A 7,867-nucleotide genomic window follows, 5' to 3' on the forward strand; every position below is an offset into this window, starting at 1 on the left:
TGGGGGTCGATGACGGCCCAGGCCGCATCGCCCAGTTCGGTGTCGAGGCCCGGCAGGATCACCGCACCCTTGGGCGCCTTGGCGACCGCGGCCAGCAACGCCCGGGTGGCCGGCGCGCTGCCGGTAGAGCCGGCGGCGATCACCACGCCTTCAGGCGGGCGGGCCCGCCAGAGCTCCGCGAGGCGACGCAGCAGTAAGGCGCGCCGGGCGGCCAGATCCATCAAGCCCAGTTCGGACAACCGCCCGGCCCAACGGTCGAGCGCCGTTTCCAGAAGGATGCGTGAGGCCCGCCAGTGATCCGCTTGCGCCTCGTCCACCAGGCCGGCCAGCTTGTCCCCGACGTCGATCTCTTCGATCTGCAGACTGTCGAAAAAGCCGCCGAGCGCATCGGCCATCTCCAGCGCCTGGGTCGCGCTGGAGATCCCGCCAGGGATCAACGACGCGAGTTCGGCGACCAGTCGGGTCAGCTCAAACCGGCGGCGCAGCGGAGTGATCCCGGCGGGCAGATCCAAAACCAGGTCCGCCGGTTCAAACGGCGGTTCGCCCGCCTCCAGATCGCCCAAGGGCCGGACCTGCGGGGCCAGGATCGCCCGGCCCGGCGCGACCCTTAGAAAGGCCTCGGCCATGGCCCGGGCGCCGCGCCGGTTGGGAGTCAGGATCAGGGAATCCGCCAGGGCCTCAGGGCCCTGACCGTCGAGCGCATCGAGCAGCCCACGCGCCACATCGTCAGTGAAGGGCCGATGCGCCGGAATGTGGAACCAGCGAGGGCCCTCGCCCGCCAGGAAGCCGGTCATGTCTCGGACGCGGCGTTCAGCCGGGCCTCGGTCGCCTCGCGGGCGGCGGGATCGCCGACATGCATCCAGAACCCGTCCATGACCGCGCCGTACAGTCGACCCTTGGCCTGCAGGCGATGCCAGATCGGCACGATCGAAAAGGCGCCGTCCGGTTCCGTATCCAGGATCGCGGGGTTCAGGATCGCGAAGCCGACATTGGCATAGGGCGTCGGCGGGTCGGGCGCCACTGCGTGAGTCAGACGTCCCTCGCCGTCGCGAAAGAACCCCTGCGGCCCTTCGAAGCCGATTCCCCGGCCGCGCGGCACAAGCAGCAGCAGGATGTCCATCCGAACCGGACTCCAGGCCGCCTTCAGGGTCTCAAGGGCCGGACGATCCCCTTCGATCCAAAGAGAGTCGATATTGGCGACGAGGATCGGATCGCGGCCAAGTTGGGCGGCGGCGTGGCGGATGCCACCGCCGGAATCGAGCAAACGCGCGCGTTCGTCCGAGATCACGATTTCCAGGTCTTTGCGCCGGGCGAGATGCGCCTCCATCGCGTCGGCGAAGTGATGCACATTGACCACCGCACGGGTGATCCCCGCCTCGACAAGGCGATCCAGCACCCGGTCGATCAGCGTACGTCCGGCCACCTCGACCAGCGCCTTGGGCCGAGTGTCGGTCAACGGGCGCATCCGCGAGCCGATCCCGGCGGCGAGCACCATGGCCGTGGTCGGGCTGGCGACGGTCAACGGCGCGCTTCCGTGGGTACATGGCGGTCGAACCAGGCCTTGAGGCCGGCCAGCGCGGGATCCTGCAGGTCGCGCTCCAGATAGCGCCAGGTGCGCGGCATGAAGGCCTCGTACTGGCGACGCCCCAACAGAGCCTGGCGGGCGAAGACCCGGCCCAGGATGCGGGCGGCGTTCGAAGCGGCGAGCGCACGATAGTCGGCAAGGAAGGCCTGACGATCGAGGCCCGGCCGGGATGAGAGGAACCGGTCAAGCATCGCCGCCTCAAGGTCTGGCGACACGTCGCGCCGCGCGTCCTGCAGCAAGTGAGTGAGGTCCCAGGCCGGATGCGCGATCAGCGCGTCCTGGAAGTCGACCATGCCGACCCTGGCCGCGCCGGTCCGCTCCGGAAGCCAAAGCAGGTTCTGGGCATGATAGTCGCGGTGCGTGAACACCGACGCTGCGGCCGCGCCGCGCGCGAAGACCGGCGCCCACAGCGCGGACCACTCCGCCGTCGCCTCGGCGCTGAAGGGCGCGAGGCCCACGAACGGCGGCCAGAACTCCAGGAAGGTGTCGGTGGCGATCCGCAGCGCCAGGACGTCGTAGGTCAGCAACGGCCAGCGCACATCCCCCGCTTCAAGCAAATCCGGCGGCGGTTCGGACTGCATGACGACCAAGGCGTCCACGGCGGCTTCGTAGAGCGGTCGGGGTTCCGCGCCCTCAGCGATCAGAGCGGCGAACAGGCCCTCGCCCAGGTCCTCCAGCACAGCCAATCCCTGGACAGTGTCATGCGCGAGCACACGTGGCGCTGAGAGACCCCGGTCGCGCAGCCATGCCGCCGTACTGACAAAGGCCGCCACCGAGCCGGCGGCCAGCCGCGCGGCGGCGTTGTAGCCGAGCACCAGGCGCTCGGCCTCGTCGGCGTCCGGCGGACAGACCACGCTTTCCACCGCCGGCGGCTGGTCCATGAAGATGAGGCTGGGTCCCGAGGCCGGGTGCAGTCGCTCGTAGAGCCGCGTCGAGGCGTCGCCCGACAAGGGCTCGCGGCGCGCGCCGCTGAAGCCGGCGGCGGCCAGGAAAGCCTGCTTTACGGCCTCACGCTGCAAGCTCAATCTCGCGTCCTTCCCAGGCGCCGTGACGGTCCAGACGCGCGCGCCGGCCGCCGTCGGTCTCGAAAGTGATCTCTATATCGAGTCGGTCGGGCGGCAGGCCGCCCTCCAGACGTTCGGGCCACTCGATGATCGCCGCGCCTTCTTCCAGCGCCTCATCCAGACCCAATTCGTGGGCCTCATCTGCGTCCGCAAGCCGGTAGAGGTCGAAGTGGGACAGGGAGAACGCCGTCCCATCATAGGTCTGAACCAGCGTAAATGTGGGGCTTGGAACCTCCTCGTCGGGCGTGGTCAGGGCCCGGATCAAGGCGCGCGCCAGGGTGGACTTACCCGCGCCGAGCGGCCCCCAGAGACACACCGCCTCGCCGGATTGAAGCGCCCGCGCCACCGCGACGCCCAGCCGCGACGTCGCAGCCTCATCGGCCAGCCTCATGCGAAGGCCCGGTCCGGATCGTGCGCCAGCACCGTCTCCACATAGGTCTTGAGCCGCTGGGTCACCTCGACGGCGTCGCCTTCCAGGGATTCCGGCGCAACCGGCGGGCCCACCGTCAGCTGAAACGCCCGCCCGCGCTTGTTGAGCAGCTCGTGGAAGAGGGTGATGTCGCGCAGTTCCTCCGAGACCCTGTCGAACAGGTGAAACAGCCGCGAATAGGGACCGTCGACGTGGATCGGAATCACCGGCGCCGCATAGCGTCGGGCGATAGAGACGGCCGAGGCCATCCATTCCGGATCCCAGAGCTTGCCGTCCGCCTCCCGCCTAGCCAGGCGACCGGCAGGGAAGATGACCAGGCAACGCTCCGCATCCATGGCCGCGCGGGTAAGTTCGAGCGTGCGCCGGGTGCGCTCGCGGGTCCGCTTGGCCTCCACCCACTCCACCGGGATCAACACCTCGTCGAACCCTGGCGAGACCCTATGGGCGTCGGCGTTTGCGTAGAAACACATGTCCGGCCGCCGGGCCTTGATGGCGTCGAACACCGCCACCCCGTCGGCGATGCCGGTCGGGTGGTTGCACAGGATGACGGCGCGACCGGAAGCCGGCGCCCGCTCCAGTCCGCTTATCTCGACCGTCAGAGCCAGGAGGTTGGAGACATGGTCCAGCGCCGCTCGGCCGGGCATCGTGCGGATCGCGTCGGCCATTCGCCGCGCCTTGCCGTAGTCGAGGAGGGCATAGAGCAAGGGCCGCGCGACCGGCCAGACAGGGCTGGCGGCCAGGCGCGGCGCGCGCTCGGCGATCAGGACGTCAACGATGTGGTCTCGCGTGTTCACCGAAGCCTGGCGATAAGGGCGGCCGTCGAAGGATCATGCGCACCCGCCGGACCGCCCTCAAGCTCCGTCAGCACCCGAGCGGCGAGCGTCTTGCCCAGCTCCACGCCCCACTGGTCAAAGCTGTTGATCCCCCACAGCACGCCCTCAACGAAGGTCTTGTGCTCATAGAGCGCGATCAGGGCTCCAAGGGCCTCGGGGTCGAGCCGCTCCATCAGGATGAAGCTGGACGGCCGGTCGCCCGGGAACGCGCGCTGGCTGTCCGGAGTCTCGGCGGGTGGACGGCCGACCATAAGCGCCTCGGCCTGGGCCACCACATTGGCCAGCAGCTTGGTCTGGGCGGCAGGGTCGCCCTCCGCGCCCAGGCGGACGGCGACGAAATCCACCGGGATCACATCCGTGCCCTGATGCAGAAGCTGGAAGAAGGCATGCTGACCGTTGGTGCCGGCGTCGCCGAACACGCTGGCGGCGGTGGGCCGCGCGACGGGCGCGCCGTCGGCGGTGACCCGCTTGCCGTTCGACTCCATCTCCAGCTGCTGCAGGAACGGCGCGAAAAGGCGCAGGCGCTGGGCATAGGGAACCACCGCGCGAAGGGGGCGATCCAACCCATTGCGATTGAACACGTGGGCCAGGGCCAGGAGCACCGGTGCATTGGCCGCCAGCGGAGCCTCGACGAAGTGGCGGTCCATGGCGCGCGCGCCGGCGAGCAGGCGCGCGAAGACCTCCGGGCCGAGCGCCGCCGCGCAGGAAAGCCCCACCGCCGACCAAAGCGAATAGCGCCCGCCCACCCAGTCGCGGAAACCGAATACGCGATCCGCTGAGACGCCGAACGCCTGGGCGCGATCCGGCGCGGCTGAGACGGCGGCGAGGTGGGAGTCGCCGACGGGCCCCAACGTCGCCCGCAACCAGGCCCGGGCGGCTTCGGCGTTGGTCAGGGTCTCGAGCGTGGTGAACGTCTTGGAGACCACCACCACCAGGGTCTCGGCCGGGTCCAGCCCGGTCAGGGCCTGAGCCAATTCGGCAGGGTCGACATTGGCCGCGAACCGCAGATCGATGGACGGCGCCAGCGGCTTCAACGCCTCCCAGATCAGCCGGGGTCCGAGGTCGGAACCGCCGATGCCAATGTGGACGATGGCGCGGAACGGCCGGCCCGTGGCTCCGGTGATCGACCCAGAGCGAACGGCTTCTGCAAACCCGGCCACAGCAGCGCGCGTCGCCTCGACTTCGCGGGACACCGGCTCGCCGGCGGCCCGGTAGTCGGCGCCGTCGGCGGCGCGCAGCGCCATATGCAGGGCCGGGCGGCCCTCCGAGGCGTTGACGATCTCACCGGCGAACAGGCGTCGGCGCGCCGCTTCGACATCGGATACGCGCGCCAGATCGATCAGTTCGTCGAGCTCGGTCAGCGACCAGGGCTGTTTGGACAGATCCAGCAGCAGGCCGGCGGCCGGGAGCGTCAACCGGTCCAGACGATCCGGTTCGGCGGCGAACAGATCGACGATGCGTCGGCCGCGGGCGGCCGCGGGGGGGCGGGGCAGCCCCGCCCCACCCCGGGGCACAGGGTCGCGCAACCCGCCGAGCCGTACTTCACGCTGCAGCCGTAGGGCCGGGTCGCCGCCTGGGCGACCGGGCGGCCTGCCTTCACATCGGCCAGCGCGGCGGCGACGTAATTCTTGGCGCCCTTCAGCGAGGCGGGATCGGCCGAGGGCCTGTCGTCGATGCCGCCCATGTACACCAGGGTTCCGGCCCTATCGATCACGTACATGTGGGGCGTGGTCCGAGCGTCATAGAGACGTCCGACGACGCCGCTGGGGTCCAGCAGCACCGACGCGGCGCGCGCCTTCTCCTTGACCTTCCAGGCCTTGGCGGCGGCTGGCGTAAAGTAGCCCTGCATGCCCGGCGCCGAGGAGACGATAGACAGCCAGACGACGCCGTCGCGCGCCGCTGCAGCCTGCAGGGCCTGCATGTTTCCAGCATCGTAGTGCTTGCGCACGTAGGGGCAGCCGTTGTTGGTCCATTCGAGCACCACGGTCTTTCCGCGAAACTCGGAGAGCGAGCGGGTCTTGCCGTCGGCGTCCACGGCCTCGAAGGCGGGCGCGGGTTTGCCGATCAAGGGTGCGCTCGGAGCCTGGGCCTGTGCGGCGGGCGCCATCAGTCCGGCAGCGGCGGCCAGGGCGATCAACAGGCGGCGGTCGAGGCGGGGAGTCATCGAGGCGTCTCCTTGGGTCTTGGGTTTCCAGGACTTTCAGCCCGGGCGGGCGGCGGCGTCCAGCGCCTTGATCACCATGCCTTCGGTCAACAGGGCGGGCAGGATCGCGGGCTCGCCGCCGTCCTTGCCGTAGACGAGATAGAGCGGCACGCCGGCCCGGCCGAATCGGGCCAGCTCGGCGGCGATGGCGGTGTCCCGGTTGGTCCAGTCGGCCTTGAGATAGACTGCGTTGTGGCGCTTCAAAGCCTCAGCGACGCCGGCGGTCGAGAGCGCCACGCGTTCGTTGACCTGGCAGCTTACACACCAGGCGGCGGTGTAGTTGACCAACACCGGGCGTCCGTCGGCGCGCAGGGCGGCGAGGCGTTCGGGCGAATAGGTCTCTTCGTTGAGCTTGGCGGCCCTGGTCGCCTCGGTGGGCAGGGCATAGGCCGGCCATACCGCGCCACCCGCCAGCGCGATGAGCGCCAACGCGCCGGCCGGCGCGGCCAAAGGCAGCGCCGGCCGCCCATGCGCCGCGCGGTGCTGCGCCTGTCCCCAGAGCCAGAGAGCGAAGGCCAACACCACAGCAGCCCCCAACAGCCGCGGAACCGCGTCAGAGCCGGCCTGCACGGTCAGCACCCAGGCGAGCCAGACCGCCGCACCGTACATCGGGAACGCCATCACGGTCTTGAAGGTCGACATCCAGGGGCCAGGACGCGGCAAGCGCGCGATCAGACCGGGGGCGAAGGCCACCGCCACGAAGGGCGCGGCGAAGCCCAGGCCAAGGGCGAAGAAGACGGCCAGCGACGCGGCTGGCGGCTGGGTGAGCGCCCAGCCCAGCGCCGGGCCCATGAAGGGCGCGGTGCAAGGCGCGGCCACCACCACCGCCAGGACGCCGGTGAAGGCGCTGCCGACAAGGCCGCCCCGGTCCGCCAGGCCCGAGCCGACGCTCTGGAGCGAGGTTCCGACCTCAAACACGCCCGAGAGGTTCAGCGCCACCGCAAGCATCAACAGCGCGAGGCCCGCGACGATGGCCGGGTTCTGCAATTGGAAGCCCCAGCCCAGGCTCTCGCCCCCGGCCCGCAGCAGGATCAGCGCCCCGGCCAGCGCCAGGAAGGTGACGAGCACGCCGGCGCCGAAGGCCAGACCCTGGGCCCGCGCGTCGCCGCCCACGCCACCATGGCCCGCAAGGGATGCGGCCTTCATCGCCAGGATCGGGAACACGCAGGGCATCAGGTTGAGGATCAGTCCGCCGACGAAGGCGAAGGCCGCCGCGGCGAGCAGGCCCAGGTCGCTTCCACCGGCGCCCGACGCCCGAATCGGCGGGGGCCCCAAGCCCGCGGCCCCCGCAGGCGGCGCACCCGGGACGGCGGTGACCTCGAACGCCTTGTCGCCGAGCGACAGAACCCCGCCAAGCTCGGTGGGCGGCGTTCCGCCCCGGAAGCCGTAGCCGGTGGTGATGGTGAGAGTCAGGCCGTCGGGTCCGCGCTCGATGGCCTGAGGTTTGGCGTGATCGATGGCTGAACCGGAAAACGGGAAGAAGTAGGCTTCAGAGAGGTCCAGCCCCTTCAGCGCCGGACCGGTGATGGCCAGCTTGAGGGTCTCCGCGCCGGCCTGGAAGGCGCCGGAAAGGCCCGCCGGCTTCGGGGCCTCGGCCAGGGTTCGCGCGATCGGTTCGCCCCACTTCGGGTCCATGGCTGCAGGCGCCGCCACGACTGGGAGCCTCAGTTCCAGCAGCGCATCCTCAGGGATGCAGATGTCGGCGCAGACCAGAAAGGCGGCTGCGGCCTTCAGCGTCACAGTCGCGCCCGG

7 protein-coding genes and 1 pseudogene are annotated in these 7,867 nt (G+C 70.3%); all 8 read right to left on the reverse strand.

Annotated features, from left to right (window positions below; genetic code table 11):
* A pseudogene (locus ACIQ3R_RS12355) lies at positions 1–794 on the reverse strand (double-strand break repair protein AddB); the annotation flags it as partial.
* The gene (locus tag ACIQ3R_RS12360) at positions 791–1,522 is read right to left on the reverse strand and encodes a nucleotidyltransferase family protein (RefSeq protein WP_397418915.1); all 732 of its coding nucleotides are present in this window, start codon (positions 1,520–1,522) and stop codon (positions 791–793) included. The pseudogene ACIQ3R_RS12355 and the gene ACIQ3R_RS12360, both read right to left, overlap by 4 nt.
* Positions 1,519–2,610 (reverse strand): N-acetylmuramate/N-acetylglucosamine kinase AmgK, encoded by a 1,092-nt coding sequence (gene amgK, locus ACIQ3R_RS12365; RefSeq protein WP_397418917.1) that lies wholly within the window; start codon positions 2,608–2,610, stop codon positions 1,519–1,521. The genes ACIQ3R_RS12360 and amgK overlap by 4 nt, the downstream gene beginning before the upstream one ends.
* Positions 2,594–3,040: a tRNA (adenosine(37)-N6)-threonylcarbamoyltransferase complex ATPase subunit type 1 TsaE gene (gene tsaE / locus ACIQ3R_RS12370; protein ID WP_397418919.1), complete on the reverse strand. Its 447-nt coding sequence runs from the start codon at positions 3,038–3,040 to the stop codon at positions 2,594–2,596. The genes amgK and tsaE overlap by 17 nt, the downstream gene beginning before the upstream one ends.
* Positions 3,037–3,873 carry a GNAT family N-acetyltransferase gene (locus tag ACIQ3R_RS12375; RefSeq protein WP_397418921.1) on the reverse strand — a complete coding sequence of 279 codons (837 nt, stop codon included), beginning with the start codon at positions 3,871–3,873 and terminating at the stop codon, positions 3,037–3,039. The genes tsaE and ACIQ3R_RS12375 overlap by 4 nt, the downstream gene beginning before the upstream one ends.
* On the reverse strand, positions 3,870–5,426 hold the full coding sequence (pgi, locus tag ACIQ3R_RS12380; RefSeq protein ID WP_397418927.1) for a glucose-6-phosphate isomerase: 1,557 nt from the start codon (positions 5,424–5,426) through the stop codon (positions 3,870–3,872). The genes ACIQ3R_RS12375 and pgi overlap by 4 nt, the downstream gene beginning before the upstream one ends.
* Complete coding sequence (locus tag ACIQ3R_RS12385; protein ID WP_397418923.1) at positions 5,324–6,076, reverse strand: thioredoxin family protein; 753 nt, start codon at positions 6,074–6,076, stop codon at positions 5,324–5,326. The genes pgi and ACIQ3R_RS12385 overlap by 103 nt, the downstream gene beginning before the upstream one ends.
* A 36-nt stretch (positions 6,077–6,112) precedes the next feature.
* A partial coding sequence (locus ACIQ3R_RS12390) for a protein-disulfide reductase DsbD family protein (protein ID WP_397418925.1) occupies positions 6,113–7,867 on the reverse strand: 1,755 nt, incomplete at its 5' end.

Origin of the sequence: Phenylobacterium sp., assembly GCF_044371015.1 — a bacterium.
GTDB lineage: Bacteria > Pseudomonadota > Alphaproteobacteria > Caulobacterales > Caulobacteraceae > Phenylobacterium.